The 25818-nt window shown below is 62.4% G+C and carries 23 protein-coding genes; 7 read left to right on the top strand and 16 right to left on the bottom strand.

Annotated elements, in window-relative coordinates; all coding sequences use genetic code 11:
• Nucleotides 1–30: 30 nt before the first annotated feature.
• A complete protein-coding gene (gene tdh, locus FJ958_RS01255) occupies nt 31–1065 on the bottom strand; it encodes an L-threonine 3-dehydrogenase (protein ID WP_140738367.1) in 1035 nt (344 codons plus the stop codon).
• Nucleotides 1066–1118: 53 nt separating this feature from the next.
• Nucleotides 1119–2306: a glycine C-acetyltransferase gene (locus FJ958_RS01250; RefSeq protein ID WP_140738364.1), complete on the bottom strand. Its 1188-nt coding sequence runs from the start codon at nt 2304–2306 to the stop codon at nt 1119–1121.
• 308 nt (nt 2307–2614) lie between these two features.
• On the opposite strand from FJ958_RS01250, the gene FJ958_RS01245 reads away from it, so the two are divergent.
• The gene (locus tag FJ958_RS01245; protein ID WP_140738361.1) at nt 2615–4687 is read left to right on the top strand and encodes an EAL domain-containing protein; all 2073 of its coding nucleotides are present in this window, start codon (nt 2615–2617) and stop codon (nt 4685–4687) included.
• A 130-nt stretch (nt 4688–4817) separates the two neighbouring features.
• Here FJ958_RS01245 and FJ958_RS01240 read toward each other — a convergent pair whose 3' ends face one another.
• From FJ958_RS01240 to FJ958_RS01230, 3 genes are all read right to left on the bottom strand, one after another.
• A complete protein-coding gene (locus FJ958_RS01240; protein ID WP_140739129.1) occupies nt 4818–5273 on the bottom strand; it encodes a type II toxin-antitoxin system VapC family toxin in 456 nt (151 codons plus the stop codon).
• Nucleotides 5274–5285: 12 nt separating this feature from the next.
• Complete coding sequence (locus tag FJ958_RS01235) at nt 5286–5528, bottom strand: type II toxin-antitoxin system Phd/YefM family antitoxin (RefSeq protein ID WP_140738358.1); 243 nt, start codon at nt 5526–5528, stop codon at nt 5286–5288.
• 64 nt (nt 5529–5592) lie between these two features.
• Nucleotides 5593–6024: a MarR family transcriptional regulator gene (locus FJ958_RS01230; RefSeq protein WP_140738355.1), complete on the bottom strand. Its 432-nt coding sequence runs from the start codon at nt 6022–6024 to the stop codon at nt 5593–5595.
• A gap of 222 nt (nt 6025–6246) precedes the next feature.
• On the opposite strand from FJ958_RS01230, the gene FJ958_RS01220 reads away from it, so the two are divergent.
• The gene (locus FJ958_RS01220; RefSeq protein ID WP_140738349.1) at nt 6247–6654 is read left to right on the top strand and encodes a hypothetical protein; all 408 of its coding nucleotides are present in this window, start codon (nt 6247–6249) and stop codon (nt 6652–6654) included.
• 135 nt (nt 6655–6789) lie between these two features.
• Here FJ958_RS01220 and FJ958_RS01215 read toward each other — a convergent pair whose 3' ends face one another.
• Nucleotides 6790–7983: a phytanoyl-CoA dioxygenase family protein gene (locus FJ958_RS01215; protein WP_140738346.1), complete on the bottom strand. Its 1194-nt coding sequence runs from the start codon at nt 7981–7983 to the stop codon at nt 6790–6792.
• A gap of 112 nt (nt 7984–8095) precedes the next feature.
• On the opposite strand from FJ958_RS01215, the gene FJ958_RS01210 reads away from it, so the two are divergent.
• Nucleotides 8096–9115 carry a LacI family DNA-binding transcriptional regulator gene (locus FJ958_RS01210; RefSeq protein ID WP_140738343.1) on the top strand — a complete coding sequence of 340 codons (1020 nt, stop codon included), beginning with the start codon at nt 8096–8098 and terminating at the stop codon, nt 9113–9115.
• 113 nt (nt 9116–9228) lie between these two features.
• Here FJ958_RS01210 and FJ958_RS01205 read toward each other — a convergent pair whose 3' ends face one another.
• Entirely contained in the window at nt 9229–11274 is a 2046-nt protein-coding gene (locus tag FJ958_RS01205) for an NADH:flavin oxidoreductase (protein WP_140738340.1), read from the bottom strand.
• 134 nt (nt 11275–11408) lie between these two features.
• On the opposite strand from FJ958_RS01205, the gene queF reads away from it, so the two are divergent.
• Nucleotides 11409–11870 carry a preQ(1) synthase gene (queF, locus tag FJ958_RS01200; protein ID WP_140738337.1) on the top strand — a complete coding sequence of 154 codons (462 nt, stop codon included), beginning with the start codon at nt 11409–11411 and terminating at the stop codon, nt 11868–11870.
• An 8-nt stretch (nt 11871–11878) separates the two neighbouring features.
• Here queF and FJ958_RS01195 read toward each other — a convergent pair whose 3' ends face one another.
• From FJ958_RS01195 to FJ958_RS01170, 6 genes are all read right to left on the bottom strand, one after another.
• The gene (locus tag FJ958_RS01195) at nt 11879–12475 is read right to left on the bottom strand and encodes a hypothetical protein (protein ID WP_140738334.1); all 597 of its coding nucleotides are present in this window, start codon (nt 12473–12475) and stop codon (nt 11879–11881) included.
• 4 nt (nt 12476–12479) lie between these two features.
• A complete protein-coding gene (locus FJ958_RS01190; protein WP_140738331.1) occupies nt 12480–12956 on the bottom strand; it encodes a DUF3828 domain-containing protein in 477 nt (158 codons plus the stop codon).
• 125 nt (nt 12957–13081) lie between these two features.
• Complete coding sequence (locus FJ958_RS01185) at nt 13082–14191, bottom strand: mandelate racemase/muconate lactonizing enzyme family protein (protein ID WP_140738328.1); 1110 nt, start codon at nt 14189–14191, stop codon at nt 13082–13084.
• A gap of 51 nt (nt 14192–14242) precedes the next feature.
• Complete coding sequence (locus FJ958_RS01180) at nt 14243–16225, bottom strand: FAD-dependent oxidoreductase (protein WP_140739126.1); 1983 nt, start codon at nt 16223–16225, stop codon at nt 14243–14245.
• A 116-nt stretch (nt 16226–16341) separates the two neighbouring features.
• Nucleotides 16342–17991 carry an ABC transporter substrate-binding protein gene (locus FJ958_RS01175; protein ID WP_140738325.1) on the bottom strand — a complete coding sequence of 550 codons (1650 nt, stop codon included), beginning with the start codon at nt 17989–17991 and terminating at the stop codon, nt 16342–16344.
• Nucleotides 17992–18033: 42 nt separating this feature from the next.
• Nucleotides 18034–19584 (bottom strand): trimethylamine methyltransferase family protein, encoded by a 1551-nt coding sequence (locus tag FJ958_RS01170; RefSeq protein WP_140738322.1) that lies wholly within the window; start codon nt 19582–19584, stop codon nt 18034–18036.
• A 92-nt stretch (nt 19585–19676) separates the two neighbouring features.
• Between FJ958_RS01170 and FJ958_RS01165 the strand changes: the two genes are divergently transcribed.
• The gene (locus FJ958_RS01165) at nt 19677–20579 is read left to right on the top strand and encodes a LysR substrate-binding domain-containing protein (protein WP_140613242.1); all 903 of its coding nucleotides are present in this window, start codon (nt 19677–19679) and stop codon (nt 20577–20579) included.
• An 82-nt stretch (nt 20580–20661) separates the two neighbouring features.
• Here the strand turns inward: FJ958_RS01165 and FJ958_RS01160 are convergent, their stop codons facing one another.
• Nucleotides 20662–20970 (bottom strand): antibiotic biosynthesis monooxygenase, encoded by a 309-nt coding sequence (locus FJ958_RS01160; RefSeq protein ID WP_140738319.1) that lies wholly within the window; start codon nt 20968–20970, stop codon nt 20662–20664.
• 113 nt (nt 20971–21083) lie between these two features.
• Here FJ958_RS01160 and FJ958_RS01155 point away from each other — a divergent pair, with 113 nt between their 5' ends.
• Both FJ958_RS01155 and mutL read left to right on the top strand, forming a co-directional pair.
• Nucleotides 21084–22046, top strand: coding sequence for a helix-turn-helix domain-containing protein (locus FJ958_RS01155; protein ID WP_140738316.1), 963 nt, complete (start codon nt 21084–21086; stop codon nt 22044–22046).
• A gap of 60 nt (nt 22047–22106) precedes the next feature.
• A complete protein-coding gene (gene mutL / locus FJ958_RS01150) occupies nt 22107–23996 on the top strand; it encodes a DNA mismatch repair endonuclease MutL (protein WP_140739123.1) in 1890 nt (629 codons plus the stop codon).
• Between the two features lie 40 nt (nt 23997–24036).
• On the opposite strand, the gene FJ958_RS01145 is transcribed toward mutL, so the two are convergent.
• Both FJ958_RS01145 and FJ958_RS01140 read right to left on the bottom strand, forming a co-directional pair.
• Entirely contained in the window at nt 24037–24813 is a 777-nt protein-coding gene (locus tag FJ958_RS01145) for a hypothetical protein (protein ID WP_140738313.1), read from the bottom strand.
• Nucleotides 24814–24915: 102 nt separating this feature from the next.
• The gene (locus tag FJ958_RS01140; protein ID WP_140738310.1) at nt 24916–25809 is read right to left on the bottom strand and encodes a DMT family transporter; all 894 of its coding nucleotides are present in this window, start codon (nt 25807–25809) and stop codon (nt 24916–24918) included.
• Nucleotides 25810–25818: the final 9 nt, after the last annotated feature.

Raw genomic sequence — 25818 nt, 5'->3', positions numbered from 1 at the left:
CGGAACGGCTTTTCGTTTGGGCCCCGCGGACTACCAATCCATCACCACCTTGCCCGAACTGCCGCTCCGCATCGCATCGAACCCGACCTGGAAATCGTCGATCCCGATGCGGTGGGTAATCAGACCCGAGACATCCAGCGGACCTTGCACCAGGGCGATCATCTTGTACCAGGTCTCGAACATTTCGCGGCCGTAGATGCCCTTCAGGTGCAGCATCTTGAAGATGACCTTGTTCCAGTCGATCTCGAAGCCGGTCGGCGCGATGCCCAGAATGGCGATCTTGCCGCCATTGTTCATGGTGTCGATCATGTCGCGGAAGGCGGGTGCGGCGCCGGACATTTCGAGACCGACGTCAAAACCCTCGGTCATGCCGAGCGCCGGCATGACGTCGCGCAGCTTTTCCTTCGAGGCATCGACGACGTGCTGGACGCCGAGCTTTTTCGCCAAGGCCAACCGCACCGGGTTGATGTCGGTGATGACGACTTTCCTGGCGCCGACGCATTGCGCCACCAGCGCGCCCATGATGCCGATCGGCCCGGCGCCGGTGACCAGCACATCCTCGCCGACCAGATCGAACGACAATGCGGTGTGGACGGCATTGCCGAGAGGATCGAAGATCGCCGCGACCTCGTCCGGCACGTCATCGGGGATCGGCACCACATTGTGCTGCGGGATCGCCAGATACTCGCCGAAAGCGCCCGGCCGGTTGACGCCAACGCCGAGCGTGTTGCGGCAGAGATGCCCTCGTCCGGCGCGACAGTTGCGGCAATGGCCGCAGACGATGTGCCCCTCGCCCGAAACGCGCTGGCCGACCTTGTATTCGGTGACCGCCGCGCCAAAATCAGCGACGGTGCCAACGAATTCATGGCCGGTCACCATCGGTACCGGCACCGTCTTCTCCGCCCACTGGTCCCAATTGTAGATGTGGACGTCGGTGCCGCAGATCGCGGTCTTCTTCACCTTGATCAGCACATCGTTGGGGCCGATCTCCGGCACCGGCACCTCTTCCATCCAGATGCCCGGCTCGGCCTTGGCCTTCACCAGCGCCTTCATCATGTTCGACATGCTTTTGTCCCTTGAATCTCTTGATCCGGAATCGTTTTTCGGTACCGGGCCGCTCAGGAAATCACGCCCAGTTCCTTGCCGACCGCGCCAAACGCCGCCACCGCGCGGTCAATATCCGCGGTGGAATGCGCCGCCGACATCTGGGTGCGGATGCGCGCCTGTCCCTTCGGCACCACCGGAAAGGAAAAGCCGATGACATAGATGCCGCGTTTCAGCATGCGCGCCGCCATCTCCTGCGCCAACGTCGCATCGCCCAGCATCACCGGTATGATCGGATGATCCGCTCCCGCCAAGGTGAAGCCGAGCTTGCCCATTTCGGACCTGAATCGCGCCGCATTGGCATATAGGCGCTCGCGCAAGGCATCACCATGGCGGATCAAGTCGAAGACCTTGATCGAGGCGCCTGCGATCGCCGGCATCAGCGTGTTGGAGAAGAGATAGGGCCGCGAGCGCTGGCGCAGCCAGTCAACCACCTGGCTTTTGCCCGACGTGTAGCCGCCGGACGCGCCGCCGAGCGCCTTGCCGAGCGTGCCGGTGATGATGTCGACCCTGCCCTCGACGCCGCAATGCTCGGCCGAGCCACGGCCGTTCCTGCCGACGAAGCCGACCGCATGGCTGTCGTCCACCATGACCATGGCGTCATATTTCTCGGCAAGATCGCAGACACCCTCGAGGTTGGCGATGATGCCATCCATCGAAAACACGCCGTCGGTGGCAATCAGCCGGAAACGGCAGTCCTTCGCCTCTTTCAATCGCGCTTCGAGATCGGCCATGTCGTTGTTGGCGTAGCGAAAGCGCTTGGCCTTCGACAACCTGACACCGTCGATGATCGAGGCGTGGTTCAGCGCATCCGAAATAACAGCGTCTTCCTCACCAAGCAGCGTCTCGAACAGGCCGCCATTGGCGTCGAAGCAGGAGCCATAGAGAATGGTGTCTTCCAGGCCCAGGAAAGATGAAATCGTCGCCTCGAGCTGCTTGTGCTCCTCCTGCGTGCCGCAAATGAAGCGCACCGACGCCATACCGTAGCCATAACGGTCGAGCGCCTGCTTGGCCGCCGTTCGCAAATCGGCGCTGTCGGCGAGGCCGAGATAGTTGTTGGCGCAGAAATTCAGCACTTTCTCGCCGCCGACCTCGATCTGCGCCGACTGCATCGAGGAAATCACCCGCTCGGACTTGTAGAGGCCGGCGGATTTCAGCCCTGCAAGCTCGCTGTCGATATGGGAGAGAAATGCTGCGGTCATGATCAGGCCTCGTTTGACGTGGGCAGACTGTCGTCCCCTCAGCGCAAAAAATCCATCGTAAAAGCGACCGGATCGGGTGGCCGGGCAGCATCGGCAAAGACGTCACGGGCAGCGCTCAAACGATCATGCGGGAACGTACGGGACGACGAATGTTCAAATGCGGGCCGGCCGCGCAAGAACCCGATAACCATTTCGCGATCTTTACCCCTTTGCCCCTTGCCGGCCGACCGTCGATTTCCAGTCCTGTTAACATTTACGGTTCAATGGTGCTCACACAGGAATCCGTTGGCGAGAGGCCGCCCCCGAAAATGTCGCAGCAGCCGGTGCAAACCGTTTCAGGCAAGCTCATACTGCTGATCAAGGCTGGCTATTGGCTGGCGCTGCTGATAATTGCCGCCATGGTGGCAGCCTCCTTCGTCCTGCTGCAGCAGACGATGGCCACACAGCAGCACAACCACACCTTGCTCGACATCGTCGGCACGCAGAAAACATTGTCGCAGCGTATCGTCTTTCTTGCCAGCGCAACGGGCGCCGCTTCTCGCGACAAGCAGCCAGCGCTGGTCAGCGCGCTCAAGCAAGCCACCGCGGAATTCGAGACGAACTACGATCTGCTGCTCAAGCAGACGGGCGCGAGGCCGGAATCACCGGCCAAGCTCAATGCGAAGTCGATCGAGAGCGTGCTGTTCGCCAAACCCTTCCATCTCGACTATTTCTCGGTTGGCTTGATCGCCAATGGCGACCGTCTGGTCTCCGCCTTCGAATCGCAACTCAACCATCCCGACAATGGCGGCTACAAAGGCGGCGCCGAACGCGTCAACCTCGACGCCTCGGTCGCCAATGCCACGCTGTCGGGCTATGCCGCGCTCGGACAGCGTATCAGCGCCGATGCCGACGAGCGCTCCGAAAAGCTGCTCGCCCTCCATCGCACGCTCTTCTTCGCCACCCTCGGCGTCATCCTGCTGGTGGCGCTGTTCATCTTCAGGCCGATGTCCAACGCGATCCTGCGCAAGACGCGTGAACTGGTCGATGCGCGCAACTCGATGGCCTTCATCGCGGTTCACGACGGTCTGACCGGCCTGCACAACCGCACCTTCCTGACCGACCATTTCGACACGCTGATCAAGGGCGCGCATCGCCGGCGCGAACGCCTGGCCGTAGTCCAGCTCGACCTCGACCGCTTCAAGCAGATCAACGATACGCTGGGCCACGCCGCCGGCGACTACGTCCTGGTGGTGACGGCGCAGCGCATGCGCGATTCCTGCCGGGCGTCGGATCTGTGCGCGCGGCTCGGCGGCGACGAATTCGTGATGATCCTCAATGGGGCCGGCAGCACCGAAGACATCAACATGCTGGCACGGCGCATCCTTGCGCACATCAACGAACCCATCATTTTCCAGGGCACCACCATTCTTCCTGGCGCTAGCGGCGGCATCGCCGTCTATCCGATCGATGCCGACAATGCCCAGGACCTGCTCGTCCATGCCGATCTGGCGCTCTACTCCGCCAAGAAGATGGGCGGCGGCAACTTCTCGTTCTTCTCGGAGGAACTGCGTCGCGAGCTCGACTACCGCAAGCAACTCGAGCATGACATCAAGGTCGCCATTTCGGAAAAGGCGTTCCAGGTTTATTTCCAGCCGCAGGTTTCCCTGACGAACGGCACCATCAGCGGCATCGAAGCCCTTGTGCGCTGGAACCATCCCAAGCGCGGCATGATCTCGCCGGGCGAATTCATTCCGGTCGCCGAGAAATGCGGCTTCATGCCGGAGATCGGTCGCATCGTGATCAGCAAGGCGATCAGCGAGGCAGCCGAATGGAACCGAGCCGGGATTGCCTTCGGCCGGCTTGCCGTCAATGTCTCTGGTACCGAGTTGCGCGAGCACGATTTCGATACGTTCCTGTTCGAGACACTGGAGAAGGCCGGATTGCCGCCACAGAAACTGTCGCTGGAAATCGTCGAGTCCGTCATCCTGGACGATGAGAAGACAGGCATCGCGGCCAAGCTTCGTCACATCAGGGCAGCCGGCGTCCATCTGGAGCTCGATGATTTCGGCACCGGCTATGCCTCGCTGAGCCACGTCAATCCCAACGAGATCGATCGGCTCAAGATCGATCGCCGCTTTGTCCAGAACATCCATGAGAACGGGGACAACTCCAAGATCGTGCGCGCGATCACAGAACTTGCCCGCGGCCTCGGCATTTCGATCGTCGCCGAGGGCGCCGAAACCGAGGCCGAGCTCGACTCGCTGATGGCGATCGGCTGCGACCAGGTGCAGGGCTATTCGATCGCCTTCCCCATGCCGAGCGACAAGGCGCTCGAATGGCTGACTGCCCGCATGCCGAGGAAGGCCAGGCTGACGGTGCTGCAAGGCAGCCTAGCGTAGGCAGAACCCGGCCCGCCTTGACTACGGAAGGGGTGGTTGCCGACATGCTCATGGCGAATGCCGTGCTGGGCCTGAAGCCCGCGGTGCATGCGCGCCGCTATGTCTTTGGTGCAATCGCTGGCTACGACGACTAAAGTGATGGATTGGCGGCGGGGAGCGGCGGAAGCATCTTCAGCGGATTCAGCATTGGCACTCCCAGAGGTGCAAAATGGCGCTCGTTGTCCGTCAATATCGTCAGCCCACGAACCTCAGCCGTCGCGGCGATCGCTATATCCTCGTATCCTGGCCGATGTGCCCTTGCACGATCGACAATGGCTCCGGCGGCATTTGCCGCGCGCAAATCAAAGGGAAGAATCCGCTCTCCATAAAGATACTCGATCGCCTGCCACCAATCGCGGAGCAAAGCGGCTTTCGTGGTCGCTCCTTCGCGCTCGGCCCTGGCTATTCCGGCTGAGATTTCGGATGCCGTGACAACGGACAGGAATAGATGTTCGCTGGCTTCTTCCAGCCACTTCGCCAACCCCATTCGATCGGCCTTCTTGGTCGGAGCGACCGCCGAGATGATGTTGGTGTCCAGCAGAAACATCATAAGCCGTTTTTACAACACTGCTTTGCGAAGCGGCTTGCGGGAACGAGGTGGAATATCGTCTGTATGGCCGGGGAAGGCCGCCAACAACTGCCCGAAGCTTGGTACCCGTGACAGCCTTTGGTAATCCTCAAACGACAAGATCACGGCCTGCTTGCGGCCGTGCCGCGTGATGACTGCGGGTTTTCCTGCGATGGCCTGATCAACCACTGCCGAAAGAGTGGCCTTTGCATCCTTCAATTGAATTTCGCGCATCGCAATGTCCTATATGACTAGTGTAGTCATATAACACGATCAACTCACCGAAACAATGCGGTCGTCACATCCCGCCGACATTGGCACGCAACAACGCCAGCATGTCCGCGAACTCCTTCAGCCGTTCATCGGACAATCCTGCGCGAAGCCGCTTGTCGAAGACGAGCGCTGCTTGCCTCAACGTCTCGAACAGCGCTTCACCCGCCTCTGTCAGTTCGACCAGATGAACCCGACGGTTGACCGGATCGCGGCGGCGGGTCAGCAGGCCCTGTGTCTCCATCGCGTTGAGATGATGGGTCAGTGTCGCCCCCTGAATGCCGATCATGCCGGCGAGTTCGCGCTGGTTGGCCTGCTTGCTCGACTTGACAGACAGCAGCGTCAGCCAGACCGGCAAGGTCCCGCCCGCTTCAACCAAAGCGGCATCGAAGGCTTGTGCGACAAGCTTAGCGGTGCGGCCGAGATTCATGCCGACAGGCGGGCGTTCAAAGGGTGTCATTGGCGGACACTAGAGCATGATGCCGAAAAGTGTGAAGCGTTTTCGGACGACGTCATGCCCTATCTCTTTGATCTAGAGGCGGATTCAGATTTCAGGCCTATCGACCTGAAATCATCCGGCTCTGGACGGTGTTTCCATGGATGGAACAGGTTCGCGATTATACATTGACATCTAACAGTTAGATATCTAATTATCAGGGCACAGCGAGAGAGGAGAGCCGGCATGCAATATGTCTATATCGTCGTCATCGGTCTTCACGTCATGGCCGGAGTGTTCTGGGCCGGCACCACCATCACGCTTGCCCGCGATCCCGAGATCAAGGCGGAGCGCTTCATCCAGCCGCAGATGGGCGCGGCCGGCATGGTTTTCCTGACCGGGGCGCTGCTGTGGTATTTTTTCCACGGCGCCTATTTCGGCTCGATGGAAATGGTGCTGGCGCTCGGCATCCTGGCCGCTTTCGCCGCCGCCGGCGTGCTCGGCGCCATGGTCAGAGCGCCCAGCAGGCAGCTTGCAGGCGCCAATGCGGAAATCGAAACGCGATTGCGCGCCAAAATGGCGATGGGCGAACGCATTGCCGCATGGCTGCTGGTGGTCACCGTGCTGTGCATGGCGATCGCCAGGATGGTCTGAACATAAGCAGCTCACAAAGATCGCACGTTGCCCGGCGATGAGCCAATGACGTGCGGGCGCGCGGCCAGGCCGGCCTACATGGGCTCTCGTATGCAGGTCCGACCGCGCGCCACCAATCGTTACGGCACCGCTTTCTCAGGTCAGCTTCTTCTTCGCCTGTTTCTCGAGCGCCTCCACGAAGACGGCAGCCTCCCATCCTGCATCCAGCGCGCGGTGGAAAAGCGCCTGCTGTGTTTCCGGCGCAAGGCCGCCGAGCGGCGGGTCGCGATCGAGATTGGTCGGGAAGGAATAGCCTTCCGCCGAAGCGGCTATGGCATTGTCAGCCGCTTGCCTGGAGAGGCAGCCATCGCCCAGCATGCGTTGCAGAACGGGATAAAGGGCCGCGCTCATGCGGGTCCGGTCCACGCTCTCCATGGCGCGGCCATAGGCCGACGACACCTGCAACAGGTTCGCCATGCGCTGGATATCAACGGACCGGTTGGTGCCGGCGGCATGGAACAGGGCCGGATTGAAGAAGGCCGCATCCCCCTTCTTCAGTGGCAACTGAACATGATGCTCGTTGAAATAGGCCTGAAACTCGGGCCGGCTCATCGCCAGATATCCGGGCAGGTAGGTCTGAGAATAGGGCAGGTAAAGCGTGGGGCCGCTTTCCACCGGCATGTCGCAATGCGCGATCGCGCCCTGCAGCGTCAGCACGGGCGAAATCCGATGGACATGCACCGGATAGCGCTCAATGACCGATGCGGTCTGGAAGCCGAGATGATAGTCCCGGTGCGCCGACTGCGATGCGCCGCCCGGCCTGACATTGTTCACCTGGGATGTAAGCTGATAGGCTGGCCCAAGCCACGCTTCCGATATCAGCGCGATGATGTCGTTGCCATAGTAGGCGGCAAAAGTCGCGGGATCGCGCAGGCAAAGCTTTTCAAGCGCATTCCACACCCGGTCGTTCGCGCCGGGCTTGGCAAAATGATCGCCACCGCCCGCTCCGGCCGCGCGCTCCTCCGCAATGATGGCGTTGAAGGCGTCCGTGGCGGCATCGATCGGCGCCACATCCTCGAAGGCTCCGCGGAACACGACCACACCCGGGCCCTCGGTCATCGCCTCGACCCACTCGGCCAGCAGCGCCTTGCGTCGGGCCGGATCGCCGGCGGCTGCGCGAACCGCCGCACCGTCATAGATCAGGACATTTTTCTGAGCCTCGGAGGCAAACGGATAGTCCGCGAGGTTCGTCGTCCTTTGCGTCGACGCGGCAAAGTCATCGATGCTGCACATATCGGCGGTAAGCCAGACGCGATCGGATCTGAGCTTGGCAAAGTTGTCGGCCTTCACGGCATCCTCCCTATGGTCTTGTTTCGATAGATGGCGCAAGTATAGCTTTGACTGAGAGGTGGCATACGGCTGAAACACCTCAAAAACACCTCAAGACTGACTGAGACGGCTGATGTCGCATCCATTCCTGGTGAAGGACATCGCCCAGCAGGCGGGCGTCAGCATCGCCACGGTCGACCGTGTCCTGCATGGACGCGGCGGCGTGCGTCAGCACACCGTCCGGCGCATCGAGCAGGCGATCCGCGAGCTAGAAACGCAACGCTCGCAACTCGGCTTGTCGGGCCGCAAATTCATTCTCGATCTTGTTATGGAAGCTCCGGTGCGCTTCACCGAGGCTGTGCGCGCGGCGCTGGAAGCCGAGATGCCGGGGCTCCGCCCGGCCGTCTTCCGGGCACGCCACCACCTTGTAGAAGTGCGTGCGGTGGCGAACACCGTCTCCTTGCTCGACGCGATTGCCCGTCGCGGCAGCAATGGTATTTTCCTCAAAGCGCCTGATGTCCCTGACGTAACCGCCGTGGTGGACCGGGTAGTCCGGTCAGGAATACCCGTCGTGACGCTGGTCACCGATCTGCCGAACAGCCGACGGCTGGCCTATGTCGGCGTCGACAACCGCGCCGCCGGCGAAACGGCTGCCTATCTAATCGGTGCATGGCTTGGCGGACGACGAGCCGATGTCCTCGTCACCTTGAGCAGCAACCGCTTCCGGGGCGAGGAGGAGCGCGAAATCGGCTTTCGCCGCGCCTTGCGCGAACACTTTCCCGACCTCGGGATCGTCGACGTCAGCGAAGGACACGGCATTGATCGGGCGACGGGCGAACTGGTCCGCGCCGCACTAACAAACAATCCCAACATCGCGGCCGTATATTCCATCGGCGGCGGAAACGCCTCGATCGTGCAGGCATTCGCCGAACTGAAACGGCCCTGCCGGGTGTTCATCGGTCATGATCTCGACGCCGACAATCTCGAATTGCTGCGAAGCCGACGCATCTCGGCCGTGTTGTATCACGATCTCCGGCAAGATATGCGCACGGCCTGCGTCCACATTATGCGGGCACAGGGCGCGCTGCCGAAATCGGTCGCGCCGGACGCGTCCAATATCCTGATCATCACGCCGTTCAACATGCCGATCTAAGCGCGTCGCGTCGAAATGGATTCATGCGACGCGCTTTAGATTCCTTGTTTTTATGCATGTCGTTCTCCAAAACCGAGGTCACTTTGGGCGGCATGCGTTAGGCGGGCCGCGGATCAGATCCGCAGGCCGAACCGGATCCCGTCATAAATTGCGGCATGGATGTTGCGCGAGGCGACGGCGTCGCCGATACGGAACAGCACAAAAGAACCTTGCGGATTGCGCTCAGGAAAGATGTCGCCGCCCTTGACCAGGCGCTCATAGTCGACCGCGCCGCCGTTCTTCGCTAGCGGTTTCAGCGAGAGATAAAGGTCATCGAGCGGCGCCGTTCCGTGCTCGACCACCACCTGGTCGACCCTGCGTTCCCCGCGCCATCCATCGGCAAAATCCGAAGCGAGTTCCGCGACCAGTTGATTGCCCTCGCGCCGCACTGAACGCAGGCGCGTGTTGATGGTGACTGTGACACCCCTTTCCTGGAAGGCGCGCATATACGGCACATGGTTCATGCCGCCCATTTCCGGCGCGAAGAAGCGTTCCGGCGAAACAAGTTCCAGCCTCGAGCCGCTGTTGGCGATCAGTTCGGCCGCGCCCATGCCCTGATGGCCGCCATTGTCGTCATAGAGCAGCACATTTTCGGCCGGCTTGACGCTGCCGGCCATGATGTCCCAGCTCGACGTCACGAGACTGTCGCCCGCCGTCAGCGGTGGGTTCTGGGGCAGGCCGCCGGTGGCGATAATGATTACATCTGGCGCCAGCGCCAGAACGTCGCCCTTCTCCGCCCAGGTATCGTAGCGGATTTCGACGCCGAGCCGGTCGAGTTCAGCCAGCCGCCAGTCGATGATGCCGATCAGCTCCTTGCGGCGCGGATTCTGCGTCGCCAGCCGCACCTGGCCGCCCGCTTGTGACGACGCCTCCAGGACCGTGACTTGATGGCCGCGCTCGGCCGCGACGCGCGCCGCCTCCAGCCCGCCGGCACCGGCGCCGACGACAACGACTCTCTTGCTCGGCCCGCCCGTCTTGACGATGATGTGGGGGATATCGGCCTCGCGGCCGGTCGCCGCATTGTGGACGCACAGCGCCTCGCCGCCCTCATAGATGCGATCGAGACAATAGGTGGCGCCCACACATGGGCGGATCTCATGTTCGCGGCCTTCCATCACCTTCCTGATGATGTGCGGATCGGCGATATGTGCTCGGGTCATGCCGACCATGTCGAGCTTGCCGGTGGCAATCGCGTGGCGCGCCGTGGCGACATCGGAAATGCGCGCCGCGTGGAAGGTGGGGAACTTTGTCGCCGCCCTCACCTCACCGGCGAAATCGAGATGCGGCGAAGACCGCATGCCGGTCACCGGGATGACCTTCGTCAAGGCGGCATCGGTCTCGATCGAGCCGCGGATGATGTTGAGGAAATCGACCTTGCCCGAACCGGCTAGCCGCCTGGCGATCTCGATGCCCTCCTCCTTGGATAGGCCTTTCTCGAAATCCTCGTCGGCGACCATGCGGATGCCGACGACGAATTTGTCGCCCACCGCCGCCCGTACCGCGTCCAGCACCATTTCGGTGAAGCGCAGCCGGTTGTCGAGCGAGCCGCCGAACTCATCGTCGCGATGGTTGGTGGCCGGCGACCAGAAACCATCCATAAGATGGCCATAGGACTCGAACTCTATGCCGTCGAGGCCCGCGGCCTGGCAGCGCTGGGCGGCGGACGCATAGTCGGCGACGATGCGCTCGATGTCCCAGTCCTCGATGGTCTTGGGGAAGGCACGGTGTGCGGGCTCGCGCACCGGCGAGGCCGAGAGCACCGGCAGCCAGTCGGCCTTGTTCCAGCCGGTGCGGCGGCCGAGATGGGTGATCTGGATCATCACCTTGCAGTCATGTTCGTGGCAGGCATCCGCGAGTTCGCTGAGCCACGGCACGATCCGGTCGTCATAGACATGCAAATTGCCGAAGGCGGCAGGGCTGTCGCGCGAGACGATGGCCGAGCCGGCGGTCATGGTCAGCGCCATGCCGCCCTTGGCCTTTTCGGCATGATAGAGCCGGTAGCGTTCTTTCGGCATGCCGTCCTCGGAATAGGCCGGCTCGTGGCTGGTCGACATCACCCGGTTCTTCAGCGTCAGATGTTTGAGCTGATAGGGTTGGAGAAGCGGATCGTTGCTGGTCATCGTCTTCCTGCCGTTTCAAATTGTGCTAATGAGCGCCCAAATGCGCCGCAGCCAAATGGATGCGGGGCTTTTTCGACCTTTGTTTCGTGTTCGTCGCCGTGGAATTTCCAGCGGCCAACACCAAGGAGCCACTCATGATCGATACCAAAACCCTCACCCAGCTCGGGGCGCATGTCGAGACGCCACAGAGCCCCGAACAAGCGGTCCTGGAGACCGTGCCGTTTACGCGCGGTGACGGACCGCCCGCCATCGTGCGCTTTACCTGCCCGGAATTCACCTCGCTGTGCCCGGTCACCGGGCAGCCGGATTTCGCCCATATCGTCATCGACTACGCGCCCGACGCGGCGCTGGTGGAATCGAAGTCGCTGAAGCTGTTCATGACCTCGTTTCGCAACCATGGCGCCTTCCATGAAGACTGCACCGTCATGATCGGCCGGCGCATCGTGGCGGCGACCAAGCCGCTGTGGCTGCGCATCGGCGGCTACTGGTTCCCGCGCGGCGGCATCCCGATCGACGTCTTCTGGCAAACCGGCGCTCCGCCGGAAGGCGCCTGGCTGCCGGAGACCGGCGTGGCCCCCTATCGCGGGCGCGGCTAGTTCGACCGTCATTCGCATTGATATTGGCTGAGCGCCCATTCGCCGGTCACCGACAAAAGGTCCGATATCTTCCATTCGCCGCCGACCTTCTTGAACTTCCATTCGAGGCGGTGCGGGTTGCCGGCCACGACGAAGGCGACGATGACCTTGGCCTGATCGCCATTGATCGCCTCGAGCGTCTTCAGGCTCTTGTCGATTTCGTCCTTGTCGTAATCGGCATTGTCGAGCGCCATGTTGGGGTCGAGGCACTCGCCCTGCCCGGATTTGCGCAACCCATCGCTCTTGTCGAGCACCGTTTTCGCCGGATCCACGAAGTGGCTGCGCTGCGACGGATCGATCTCCAGGCCGACCTGGTCGTAGAACGGCCTCACCACCGCCGTCGGCGACCCTGGCTGGATGGGAGCCGCAGGCCCGCCGGCAGTTGGTGGCGTTGCAGGCTCCACGGCTCCGCCGGGCGCATTCGCCGGCGGCGAACCGCTGTCGCCCGGCACGGTCCCGGCCGGCGCGTTTGCCGGCGGCGCGCCGAGCAGCCCCTGGGCAGCGGCGCCGTTCAAACCCGCCAACAGGCACATGGCCGACAGCGCCAGGATCGGACGACGGGCCATCGCATCACTCCTGATCTTGGCCCGTCATGCATTCGAGTTGGCTCAGCGTCCAGTCGCTGGTCCTGGAAGCGATGTCCGATACTTTCCACTTGCCATCGACCTTCCTCAGCGACCAATGCATTTCGCGCTGTGAATCGTCTCCTTCCGAAAAGAGGCTGAAGTTCGCCACCACCTGCGCCGTGTCGCCATCCACCGTCTCGGACAGTTTCAGGGTCTTTGAGATGGTCTTCTGGTCGAAATCCTGCGCATCCAGACCTGGGTCGAAGTCGATGCAGGCGACCTGGTCCGGATTCTTCTTGGTCGCCTGGTCGTTGAGATCGAACAGTTTCGTCACCGGCTCGGTGAAATGATCCCGGTATTGTGCGTCGGCCTCGAACTTGACCTGCGGAACATAGAAGAACTTCACAGCGTCGGACGCCGGACCAGCCCAAGCGGCGGCGGGTGCGGCAATCAACAGGATGGCAGCGAGCAGCAGTTTCATGGATTTCCCCGAATGTTTGGCTGCGGACGGCAATCAAATACCACGCATCGTGCATACCGGCTTTTTTGCGGCTCATGAAGCCTTCGGGCGGCTCGTCTGCTTGCGCGGACCACATCATTCGATCCTCAGTCTCCGAAAGTCGCGATCGGCTCGTTGAGTTGGGAGCGCTCAGGCTTGACGCCGAGCCCTGGCATCTGCGGGACGCGTATATGCCCGTTCTCGATCACGATCGGGTTTGCGGGATCGGTATGTCCTTCGATGTACTCCTGCGCGATCCAGGCTCCCTCGAAACGTCTCGGCTCGACGGTAGCGGCAAGGTGCACGCATGCCGCAGCGATGATATCCCCGCCCCAGGCGTCGTCGCAGCTGTGCGGAAGCGATCGTATCGCACAGAGATCGCGAACCGTGACCATCCTGGTGAGACCGCCAAGGCGCGTGACTTTCAGTCCGAAACCATCCGCGATGCCTGAACTAACCGCCCGCAGCACGGCATTCAAATCCTCGGTGTTCTCATCGAGATAGATCGGATGGGTAACGCGTCCTTTGAGACCAGCGACTTCCTCCATGGTGTTGCAGGGCTGTTCGAACACGAATGGAATTGCCTGGCAAAGCCGATCGATGTGCAGCGCCGCGGCAGCGGTCAGGCCACGATTGGCGTCGACGGCGATCCGGGCCTTGAAGCCGACCGCCTCCCATACTTTGTGCACCGTGGCGACGTCCTGTTCGAGATCCCGACCGCCGATCTTGACCTGAAGCCGTGGGTAGCCGGCCTTGACCTTGTCGAGGGCAATACGCGCGGTCTCGTCGGGAGCACCGACGATCGTCGAATAGTAAGACGGCACGCGATCGGTGAGCGCACCGCCAAGAAGTGTTGAAACCGGAACGCCCAACCGTTGGCCGGCGAGGTCGAGGAGAGCTATATCCAGGGCCGCCTTGGCATAGTTGTGACCGTTCAGCCGCTCGTCCATTCTTTTGGCGAGGCGGCGCATGGACGAAGTGTCCTCGCCGACGAGGCCAGGCGCGATTTCGGCAATTGCCGCCCTCGCGCCAAGCGCATGCTGAGGCTGATAAACAGGGCCGATCGGGCAAGTCTCACCCCAGCCCGACAGTCCATCCTCCGTGGTCACTTCAACCAGCGTGCTGTCCAAATTCCGCACGGTATCGCTGGCCATCCGGTAGGCACCGCCTGTGACGGGCAGAAGCACCTGATAGACTTTGATTGACTGGATACGCATTCAGACATTAGCCCCGTTCATGCTTGCCTGGTCTGGCGCCTTTCGCGATCGTCAAAGACCAAGCGCCACCTTGCGCCCGTCATGAATGGCAAATGCGGCCTGTCTGGAAGCGGTGCAATCGCCGATAGAGGTGTGCGCAATTCCGCGCTTTTCGAGCTCGATGGACAGGCCGTCCTGCGCCATGCTGGTGGCGGCGAAGACCAATGCGTCGGCCTCGACCTCTTGCTCGTTCCCGTCGAGCAGCGAAGCGACCCTCGCCACCCCGCCATCCCAGTGCACGATGGCGCTCTCGGTCACAAACTTGACCTTCAGCCCGGCGAGTGCCCGACGCAGCGGCGCATCCGCGGCCATCCGCTGGAGCTCCTTGCCAACCAGCGCGTCGGGTGTCACGATCGTCACATTGTGCCCGTCCTCGGCGAGTTTCCAGGCGGTGCCGCACCCTTTCCAGTTGCCGCCATCGTCCAGGACGATCACATTTTTTCCCGGCCTTGCCTCTCTGGCCATCACAGCTTCGGCAGAGAGAACCGGGCCGCCACCCGGAATCCCGTCCCACTGCGGCAGTGCCCGCTGGAAAGCGCTGTCTGGAGGCATGGAGCCGGTCGCGACAATGACGTGATCCGCGCCTTCGAGCTCGACATCGTCGGCTTCGACATACTGACTGTACCGAACGTCCACCTGAAGCTGGCTGAGCTGGCGCTGGTACCAGTCGATGAGGTCCAGGATCTGCGCCCGGCGCGGCTGCAGGCCGGCAAGTCGGAATTGGCCCCCGAGGCGATCCGATGCCTCGGCCAGCGTGACACGGTGGCCGCGCTCGGCTGCCACACGCGCCGCTTCGAGGCCGGCCGGGCCGCCGCCAACGACAAACACGTGTTTCGGCCGAACGGCTGCGGTGAAGCGGTCGCCGCCCCACTCCCACTCTCGCCCCGCCGACGGATTGATCACGCAGCTGATCCAATAGTCGCGGCTGCGTCGACCCCAGCACATCTGGTTGCAGGACAGGCACCCGCGGATGTCCTCGTGCCGTCCGGCGGCCGCCTTTGCGGCAAGATGCGGATCGGCGATCTGCCCGCGCACAATGGAGACAAGGTCAGCGCGGCCTTCACTCAGCACGCTCTCGGCGTTTTCAGGAGTACGGATGTGGCTCTCGGCGGTGATCAGCGCGTGGCTCACCGTCGATTTGAGCACCGCCGCAAGGTCAGCGCCGAGCTTTTCCGGATAGAGGAAGGTCGGCATGATCTTGTAGAAATCGAAGTAGGAACCGGTCCCGCAGGTGACGTAATCCATCAACGCGTCGCGGTCGTGCAGGTCGATGATCTCGGCCAGCGCCTCACGTTTCAGCGCGACTTCGACTTCCGGTTCGTCGTTGATTGCGAGACCGATGATGAAGTCATCGCCGCATTCCTTGCGAATGCGCGTCATCACCTCGCGGCTCATCCGGGTCCGGTTTTGAAGGCTGCCGCCCCATCGGTCATCCCTGCGGTTCGACCAGGGGGTCCAGAACTGGTCCAGCATCGAATGGTACGCGGCCCAGACCTCGACGCCGTCGAAGCCGGCGTCGCGGCAGCGGCGCGCAGCCTGTACGAAACCGTCGATCGTTTCTTCGATCTGGCGCTCGGACATCCGATGCGAACCGTCGGAGTCGTGATAACTCGGTAAGCCTGAAGGTGACCAGCCCGCATGGAACGAGTTATCCGCGTCCGCGTGTTGACCGACGTGGTAAAGCTGCTGGATGGCGATGGCGCCATTGCCGCGGATCGCCTCTGTCACCTTCCGAAAATGCGGAACGACGCTGTCGTCGGAGGGGCGAAAATTGCCGCGCGTCAGCACCGCGGCCTGATGTACAGGCATCGGCTCGACCACGATCATACCGGCTCCGCCGATCGCGCGTTCGGCGTAGTAGCCGACATGGCGTTCGGTCGGCAGCCCCTCTTCGGCCATATTGGCGGTATGCGCTCCAAACACGATCCGGTTGCGCAGCGTTTTGCCACGCAATTTTACCGGCTCGAAAAGACGCTTGAAGACCCGCTCAGACATGCGCTCACTCTCCTGCGACGCGCGGCCTGGTGCCGACGGCTCGCGCACGATGCTCCAGACGGGAAACGCCGGCACCTTGGAGGGTGCCGGCACAGCTTGTGGCCAAGCCTCGGGAATTACGTGTCCAGCCAGACGTTCTGGAGATCCATCTCGAAGGTCTGGTGAACGCCGTAGTTCTTCACCTTCTTGTTCATGTGGCTGTAGAGCTTCTGCCAGAAGGGCTGAATGATGACGCCGGAATCCTGCAGGATCTGCTCGACATCCTTCATCACCTCTTTGCGCTTGGCGACGTCGATCACCGAGAGCGCCTGCTTGAGCTTGGCATCGAACTCAGGGTTGGAGTACGCCGTCTCATTCCAGGCCTCACCGGTGCGATAGCCGAGCGCCAGCACCTGGACGCCGAGCGGACGCATGTACCAGATCGTCATGGAGTACGGGTATTTCGTCCAGTCGTTCCAGAAGGTCGAGCCGGGCAGCACCGTGCGCTTCACCTTGATGCCGGCATCACGCAATTGGCCGGCGATCGCGTCGCCCGTGGCCTTTTGCCAGTCGTCCTCAACGGTGATCAGTTCATGCTCGAAGTCAGCCTGCCCGGCTTCGGCCATCAGCTTTTTGGCGCCGGCGGCGTCGCGGGTCTTCTTGGGCAGCGGATAGTATTCCGGGTGGATCGGGCTGACATGGTGGTTCTCACCGACCGTGCCTCGCCCGTTATAGCCGAGCTCGAGCACGGCATTGTTGTCGACGGCCATCTGCAGCGCGTTGCGCACCTTTTGGTCGTCATACGGCTTGTGCGTGATGTTGGTTCTGGCAACCAGCGTGGTCGCCGTCGCGACCTCCGATTTTACCAATCCCATCTTGTCGAGGATGTCGATGAAATCGGAGGGCGTCTCGAAATTGAGGTCGATCTCGCCGGAGTCGAAGGCGTTCACCGAAGCGTTGAAGTCGGTGCCGTAGTCGATGAATTCGATACCGTCGAGCGGCGCCTCGCCGCCCCACCACTTGCCATTCTCGCGGCGCTTGACGACCGCCTTCGTGCCGACCGCGTAGGACACCAGCTCAAAAGGTCCAGTGCCGATCGGCTTCTTGATCGGATCGGCACCGTCGGCATCGAAATTGCGGTGGACCACAAGCGCCGGATAGTCGGTGAAGTTTGGAATGATCGCGATGTCGGGTTCGCTGAGCTTCAGCTTGACGGTGTTGTCGTCGACCTTGGTGATGGCGCCATCCCTGGCCTTGCCGGTTTTGGCATCGATCAGCGCGCCGACGCGTGCGGCCATGGAATTACCGGCAGCACCCTTCTCGCACCAGCGCGTCAGGTTGAAGACCACGTCATCGGCGTTGAAGGTATCGCCATTGTTCCAGGTCACGCCCTTGCGCAGATGCAGCGTGTATTCGGTGGCGTCGTCATTGATGTCCCAGCTTTCGAGCAGGACAGGTTCGAAGGTGAACTGCCTGGTATAGCGGACAAGCGGTTCCAGCCAACTGCGGGTGATGTTTGCCATTTCCACCCAGTCGTAAGTGCGCGGATCCTTCTGCGCCTTCACCGACATCGAGACATGCAGCGTTCCGCCCTTCTTCGGTTCCTCGGCCAAAGCCTGCCGGGGCACCGCAAGGCCGATCATGCAGTAGGCCACGGCCGTCGATGCGCCGAAGGCGCTCGCCAGCGCCAGGAACTCGCGCCGGTCCATACGACCCGCGCGCGTCTCTTCAGCCATCGCCTCGATAGCGGCTGGAACGCGATCACCATTGCTTCTGTAGAGTGTCATTTTTCTTCTCCCATTGGTTCCGTCGGGTCTTCGCCCGTTCCATCAACTAACGCTGTCCGGCAGTTTCTCCTCGCGCTGCGCGATCAAATCCGCGAGACCCTCGGCGATACCCTCATCGAGCTTCGGCTCCTCGTAGTCGGCCAGCATGTTGCGCGCTTTCTCACGGCCACGTGCGTCGTGGTCTTTTGCCCCTTCGGCATTCCATTGTTCGTACGAATTGAAGTCCATGATGCTGGGCATGAAGAAAGCCCGCTCGAAATGGTCAAGCGTGTGCTGGGTGCCGAGGAAATGCCCCTGCGGCCCCACCTCGCGGATCGCCGCCATCGCGTCCTTGAAGTCGTCGAAGGAGAGCCCGCCGGCATATTTGTACCAGCCGACGAGTTGCTCGCAGTCTGTGGCGAATTTCGAATAGCCGCAGGCGAGACCAGCCTCGAGCCATCCAGCCGAGTGCCAGATGTAGTTGGCGCCGGCAAGGATGGCGGCATGCATGAGCATGTTCGCCTCGTAGCCCGCCTGGGCATCGTTCAGCTTCGATCCGACATGGAAGCCGGACGTGCGCCACGGCAGCCGGTACTTCCGTGCCAGGGCTCCCATCAGATACATCATCTGCGCCGCCTCCGGCGTGCCGCCCATCGGAGCGCCGGTCTTCATGTCCACCGTCACCATGAACTGCCCGTATATTTGCGGCGAACCCGGACGCAGCAGCTGGGTGAACGCAACGCCAGCAAGCGCTTCCGCATTGACCTGCGCCACCGCGCCGACGGCGGAAGCCGAGGTCGAGGCGCCGCAAAGGGCGAAAGGCGCGAGAATCAGCGGCTGGTTGTGACGTGCATAGACCTTCATGGCGTCCAGCATGGTGGCGTCCCACACCAGCGGCGAGTTGCAGTTTGTGATCGATACCAGCACCGGGTTGTCGCGGACAAAGTCCTCGCCGAACACGATGCCGGCCATCGCCATCGTGTCTTCGGCGCGATCCTTTGACGTCACGATGCCCATGAACGGCTTGTCGGAGTGCTTCAGCGCCGAATGGATGATATGGAGGTGGCGCTTCGGCACCGGAATTTCCATCGGCTCGCAGATGATCGAGCTCGAAGAGTGCAGCGCCGGCGCCATGTAGGCGAGCTTGTGGAAGTTGTTGAGGTCGGCCAGCGTGCCGTAGCGCCTTACGTTGTCGAGGTCGCGCACATAGGGTGCGCCATACATCGGCACGAAGATCGAGTTGTTGCCGCCGACGCGCACCGTGCGCTCCGGATTGCGCGCATTGAGCGTGAACTCCGACGGGACCTTCGAGACGAGTTCCATCAGGAGGGCGCGGTCGATGCGGACGCGCGTCTCGGAAACCTCCGCTCCGGCCGCCTTCCACATGGCGATCGCCTCATCGTCGCGGAATTCGCATCCTATCTCTTCGAGGATGGAGAGCGACGCTTCGTGGATCAGCTCCACCGCCTCGTCCGGGACCATCTGATAGACGGGAATCTGCCGCACCAGGGTCGGAAAAGAGGCAATCGGCGCGCTGCGGAGCGCCTTGCGCCCGAGACGGCCGCCGCCACGGCGGTGTGTCGGTTCGGTCAATTCAGCGGCCGGTGCGTTCATGAGGTCTCCATCCCTTCGATCCCGGTCAACTTAGCGAGGTGAAATATTGCTGTGACGCTGGAAAATCCTGATCTCTTGTATAAGCTGCGCTTATGCGAAGCCTGCGCCACCTCTTGCCCTCCGCCGGCAGCCTGATCGTCTTCGAGGCTGCGGGCCGGTTGTCGAGTTTCACCGCCGCCGGGCGCGAGCTCGGCATGACCCAGGCTGCCGTTTCCTATGCGGTGCGCGGCCTGGAGGAACAGCTTGGCGCCCAGCTCTTCCAGCGCCGCCACCGCCAGGTCAGCCTGACCGAGGCCGGCGAGCGTTTTCATGCCGACGTCTCGCTCGGCCTTTCGCACATCCGCAAGTCGGCGGAGGACCTGCGCCTGCAGGCGACTGGCGGCCATGTGACGCTTGCCGCCTCGACGGCCTTCGGTTCGTTCTGGATGATGCCGCGCCTGCAGCGGTTTCGCGACGAATTGCCGGGCATTGACCTTCGCATCCAGACGGGCGACCGCGACCTCGACATCATCGCCGAAGGCATTCCGCTCGCCGTGCGTGGAGGCGTGCCACGCGACTGGCCAGACTACCATTCGCTATCGCTCTCCGACGAAGAGATTTTTCCGGTCGCGGGCCCCAGCTACCTCGCCAAATTCGGCCGGCCTGAGACCGTGGAGCAGTTGGCGACACATCGCCTTATCCACCTGGAGGAGCCCTATCGCGAGGCCCCGAACTGGGACGAATGGTTCCAGTCGGCCGGAGCCAGCCTGCGCAATGCCGAGCGTGGCTTGCGCATCAACGATTATGCGATCGTGATCCAGGCCGTGATGGAAGGACAAGGCATCGCGCTCGGCTGGCGCCACCTTGTCGAGCGGCTGCTGTCGACCGGGCTTCTGGTGCCGGTGACGGACCACGTGATGAAGACGGGCACGGCGTTCTACGTCATCTGGCCGAAGAACCGCGAGCTCAGCGACAATGCGCGCAAAGTAAGGGATTGGCTATTGGCGCAGGCGTGAGGATGCCGAACACCGCAACCCGGCAGCCGGATTGCGGTGCTTAAACTCTTTGTTTTGATGCATGTCGTTGCCCCTTAGCAGTTCAGACAGAACCGTCATTCTTCAGGCCAAGGACGTCGATCCTGTCAATGGTCGGCGGGCCGACGAACAGCGCTTCGGCATTGGCCATCAGCGCCTTGGCAATCTCGCCGGTGAGATGCGCCTGTCGCCCAGTCTCGTCATGGAAGGCATCGAAGACGCCAAAAACGCTTGGCGAGAGCTGCAAGGCAAACCAGATCGGTGTCTTGGCTTCCTGGTTGGCCATCTGCAATCCCACGCTCAGGAATGCGGCGACGTCCTTCTCCTTGCCGGGCTTGGCCTCAAAACGTGCGAACAAAGCGAGCTTGATCATCTGACTTCTCCAGTTGGTGTTTCGTGCGGCCGAGCTGGCCGTCGACAGCAGCGTCGCAGGAATGCCGCGAAAAACGTATTGGCAAAAATGACTTCTTTGATACCATTCTTGCCATGAACATTTCCGTGCTTGTTCTCGATGGTGCCTTTGATACTGGTCTCGCCACGGTGCTCGACGTTTTCGGCACCGCCAACGAATTGGCTGGCCTCCTGCCAGCGCCGCCCGCCCGCTTCAGCACGACCATTGTCGGTGTGAGGGACACGGTGCTTACCGGGCAAGGCTTGCAAGTGCCGGTGACTAGGTTCGGCAATGAGCCGGCGCCGGACTGGCTGCTCATTCCAGCACTCGGCCAGAAGATGCCTGAGCCGCTAGGGCAAGCGCTGCTCAGGCCGGATATCGCGGACGCGGTAGCAGCCTTGCGCGGTGCCGCCGAAACCGGCGCTCGCATTGGTGCGGCCTGTATCGGCACCTTTGTGCTGGCGGAGACTGGCCTGCTCGACCGGCGGCCATCAACCACGACATGGTGGCTGGCACCGATGTTCAGACAGCGCTACCCGCAAGTGCGGCTCGACGCGGCGCGCATGCTGGTCAATGACGGGCAGTTCGTCACCGCCGGGGCGGCACTCGGCCATATCGACCTCGCTCTGATGGTGGTCCGGCAGACGAGCCCGGAACTGGCGGCGCTGACGGCGAAATACCTGATCGTCGACAGCCGGCCGTTGCAATCAGCCTATGCCATCTCAGACCACCTCGCCCATTCGAACCCGCTGGTCGAGCGCTTCGAGCGCTGGGCGCGCGAGCATCTTGCGGTTGGCTTCAATCTCGATGAGGCAGCCGCAGCCCTTGGCGCCAGCAAGCGTACGCTGTCGCGGCGCGTCAACGACGTGCTCGGCAAGACACCGCTGTCCTATTTCCAGGATCTCCGTGTCGAGCAAGCGGTGCATCTCTTGAAGACGACGTCCGACAGCGTCGACCATATTGCTGCCAAGGTCGGCTACGGCGACGGGGTAACGCTGCGCAATCTGCTACGGCGACGGCTGCACAAGGGCGTGCGCGAAATCCGCGCCGCGAACTGATCCACCGTCCGCAAGATTCTGCCCTCTCGCATGAGTGCCGAATCCGCCTATAGTGGCGCCATGCCCATCCGCCAGCTTTCCGAAACGATGATCAATCAGATCGCCGCCGGCGAAGTCATCGAGCGTCCGGCGAGCGTGGTCAAAGAGCTGGTCGAGAATGCGCTCGATGCCGGCGCATCACGCGTCGAGGTCGTTACCGCCGGCGGCGGGCTGAACCTCATCCGCGTCACCGATGACGGCTCCGGTATCCCCGAACAAGAGCTTTCATTGGCAATCGCGCGTCACTGCACCTCCAAGCTCGCCGAGGACATTCATGACATCCGCTCGCTCGGCTTTCGCGGCGAAGCGCTGCCATCGATCGGCTCGGTGTCGCGGCTGTCGATCCGGTCGCGCACGGCTTTCGGGGACAGCGCCGCGGAAATCGGCATCGAGGGCGGCCGCGTCCTGCCCGTCAGGCCGGCGGCCGCCAATCGCGGCACGACGGTCGAGGTGCGCGACCTGTTTTTCGCGACGCCGGCAAGGCTCAAGTTCATGAAGGGCGAGCGTGCCGAAAGTTCGGCAACCAGCGACGTGATCAAGCGCATCGCCATCGCCTTCCCCGCCGTTCGGTTCACGCTGGCCGGTTCCGACCGCTCGACGCTGGAATTGCCGGCGGCCGACGACAGTCCGGAAGGCAGCCTGCGCCGCGTCGCCCAGGTGATGGGCGCCGACTTTCCCGACAATTCCATTGCCATCGACGCGATGCGCGAAGGCGTGCATCTGACCGGCCATGTCTCGATCCCGTCCTTCACCCGCGCCAACGCGCTGCAGCAATATGCCTATGTCAACGGCAGGCCGGTGCGCGACAAGCTGATTGCCGGCGCCATCCGCGGCGCTTTCGCCGATGTCCTGCCGCGCGACCGCCACGCGGTGACGGTGCTGTTTCTGTCGCTCGATCCGGCCATTGTCGACGTCAATGTGCACCCGGCCAAGGCCGATGTGCGCTTCCGGGATCCGGGCCTGGTGCGCGGCCTGATCGTCGGCGCCATTCGGCAGGCGCTGGCCGAGGCCGGTATCCGCTCAGCCACCACCGGCGCCGCGGGCATGATGGCGGCGTTCCGGCCAGGTGCCGCATCCTATGATCACGGCGGCCCGGCCAACGGCCATCGCAGCTACGAAGCGGCTTACCGAGCCTCCGGTCCGGCCGGCTTCGACCCCTCGCGCTCGCCGCAGCGGCCGCTCGACATGCAATTCGAAGGCTCGGGCTTTGAACGCGCCAGCGCAAGGCACGGCGGCTTTGGTGAACCCGACCAGGCGGCGTTCGATACCGGCACACCTGCAAGCGCCGATACACGCGCAGGGCAGAGCGAAGCGACAGAGACGCTGCTTGGCACGGTGCTCGGTGCGGCACGAGCCCAGGTGCATGAAAACTACATCGTTGCCCAGACCAGGGATTCACTCGTCATCGTCGACCAGCACGCCGCCCACGAGCGGCTGGTCTATGAAGCGCTGAAGCATGCCCTGCATTCGCGGCCGGTGCCCTCGCAGATCCTGCTTCTGCCGGAGATCATCGATCTGCCGGAGGAGGACGCCGAAAGGCTGGCCATGCACTCCGAAACGCTCGCCCGCTTCGGCCTCGGCATCGAGCGTTTTGGCCCGGGCGCCGTTGCCGTACGCGAAACGCCGTCGATGCTGGGCGAAACCAATGTTCAGCAACTGGTGCGCGACCTTGCCGACGAGATTGCCGACAACGACACGGTCGACACGCTCAAGGAACGCCTCGACAGAATAGCCGCGACCATGGCCTGTCACGGTTCGGTGCGCTCCGGCCGGCTGCTTAAGGCCGAGGAAATGAACGCGCTGCTGCGCCAGATGGAGGCGACGCCGGGTTCCGGCACCTGCAACCACGGCCGCCCGACCTATATCGAGCTCAAGCTGGCCGATATCGAGAGGCTGTTCGGGCGGCGGTGAGTTTGGCCGGTGGCGGCCGACGGCGGCCTGATGCCCTGCATCATTTCTTCTGTTGATATTTCCCGGTCGCGCGATTGAAGACGTAGTCCTCGGTATCGCCGGCGCCGCCGCCGCGAAAATTCACGGAAATGACGTCCTTGCCATGCTCCACCCACTTCTGGACGTTGTCATAGATGGGTGTCATCAGCATGCCGGCATTGCAGCCGTCGTCATCGAACGCGATCTCCTGGACGACCCTGCCGCTGCTCTTCTTGATGACCTGCATCTTCGCCATGCAAGTGCCTGAGTCGGTGTTCGTGTAAACACCGGCAAACCTGTCGGCGGCTGTCTCGGCCCAGAAGGGAATCTCGATTGTCCCGTCGAGCTTTGTGTCGCCGGTATCGTCCATACTGGATACTTTCTTGAGAGTGACGGGATAGCTATCCCCTTTGCTCCACGTGCCAGCGGCGCCGCTTTCAGCGATGTCGAGGGAAAACGGGCATCCGGCCGTGTCGATGGGAGTTTTTGATCCCATCACCAATATCCGGTCGAATTCCTCCTTGCCCGAGATTTCGCAGAGCGCGAGCTTGGTGCCGTTGAGCTTGCCGTAAACCGCGATGGGACTTTGCCTGGCGTCATAGAAGTAGCTTCCCTCGACAGTTATGCCGCTGCCAAACCCGTGATATGTCTGCAGCGAGACATGAACCGGCTGGGAGCCGATGGTGCCTTCGTAATTTTCGACGTGATACCAACCCGCGGTGGCTTTGCCGCTCATGAGCAGCACGCAAAGAATCGCGGATATGAATAGTCTGCCCACCTTGACCCCGCCGCGCTCCATGAAGGCGGCTCAGCATAGCCATCCGGCTGGCGGGTGTCTGCATCAACCAGTGATCGTGGCGGCTTGCGATCTTGAGTCCGCAAATGGCTCCAACTCTTTGTCTTACCTCTTCAAATTCACCACGATGACGCCTCCGAGCGCCAGCGCGCCCCCGAGAATGCCGAGCAGCGTCGGCACTTCGCTCAGCCAGAAGAAGCCGATCAGGGCGGACATCGGCGAGACGAGATAGAGAAAGTTCGAAGCACGCGCCGCCGGCAGACGCGACAGAGCCGTCGCCCAGGCCGCGTAGGCAATCAGGCTTGGCACGATGCCAAGGAAGATGACGGCGCCCAGCCCGGCCGTGTTGGCGACCGTCGCCTGCGAAAGAGCAGCGGGCAGGAAAGGCGACAGGCAGAGTGCGCCGAGCACCATGTTGGAGGCCGAGATGGTCAGCGGATGATGGTGCGCAAAAAGCGGCTTCTGGACGATGGTGTTGACGGACGAGCAGAGCGCGGAGCCTAGCACCAGCAGCGCGCCGGCGTTGAAGTGCAGGCCATGGCCGTCAGCCACGGCGATGATGCCGATGCCGGCGAAGGAAATGGCCGTGCCGACCCAGGCCATGCCGGAGAAACGCTCGCCCAGGAGCGCCATCGCCATGATGGCGGTGAAGATCGGGCTGACATTGATGATGAAGCCGGCCGCACCCGCGGAGACGGTGAGTTCGCCGAAATTGAGCATCGCCGTATAGAGCGCGACGAAGACGGCGCCGCCGAAGGCGAAGCGCCACAACTCGCCGATTCGGGGCAGCGCCGGGCGCTTGACGGCAAGGAAGATCGCCGCCGGCACCGCGGCGATGGCAAAGCGCAGCGCGCCAAGCTCCAGCGGCTGGAAGGCGGCAAGGCCGGCACGGATAGCCGGAAAGGCGGATGCCCAGCCGACCACCGTCAGCGCCACGGCGATGGCGGCAGTGGTGTCCATCCGCTGTGTCGAATTCAACGCGCCCGTCGTCGCACTCATCTCATAGCC

It is taken from the genome of Mesorhizobium sp. B2-3-5, from assembly GCF_006442395.1.
In the GTDB taxonomy this organism is placed as follows: domain Bacteria; phylum Pseudomonadota; class Alphaproteobacteria; order Rhizobiales; family Rhizobiaceae; genus Mesorhizobium.
Note: the sequence above shows the minus strand (reverse complement) of the source record. Positions and strands in the feature narration are given on the sequence as shown.